This is a genomic window from Burkholderia sp. SIMBA_062 (genome assembly GCF_046534765.1).
In the GTDB taxonomy this organism is placed as follows: domain Bacteria; phylum Pseudomonadota; class Gammaproteobacteria; order Burkholderiales; family Burkholderiaceae; genus Burkholderia; species Burkholderia ambifaria.
This window is the reverse complement of sequence record NZ_JAWRYD010000328.1, coordinates 1-265: the sequence shown is the minus strand read 5'-3', so window position 1 is coordinate 265 and position 265 is coordinate 1. Positions and strand designations below refer to the sequence as shown.

General features: G+C 70.9%; 1 protein-coding gene. It reads right to left on the bottom strand.

Annotation, left to right across the window (positions count from 1 at the left end):
* The coding region (locus tag SB786_RS36555) for an AsmA-like C-terminal region-containing protein (RefSeq protein WP_410731626.1) at positions 1–265 on the bottom strand (265 nt) is incomplete at both ends.

Here is a 265-nt window from a genome sequence, read left to right as displayed (position 1 = left end):
CGAGGGGCCGCCGCGCCAGACCAGATTGCCGCTCAGCGTGCCTTCGCCGTTCTTGACGGCGTGCGCCACGCCCGCGCGTTCGAGCAGCTTGCCCGCGTCCTTGATATCGACGTGGAAATCGAGCGCGGTGCGGCGCGGCGTCTGCGAGGCGCCGCCGGCCGTGTCGGCAGGCGCGGTTTCGTCGCCGATCGCGCGCCAGTTTTCGGTGGCCGTGAAGTGCGCGTCCGGGTTCAGGATGTCGAGCTTGTCGAGCTGCCAGACCGGC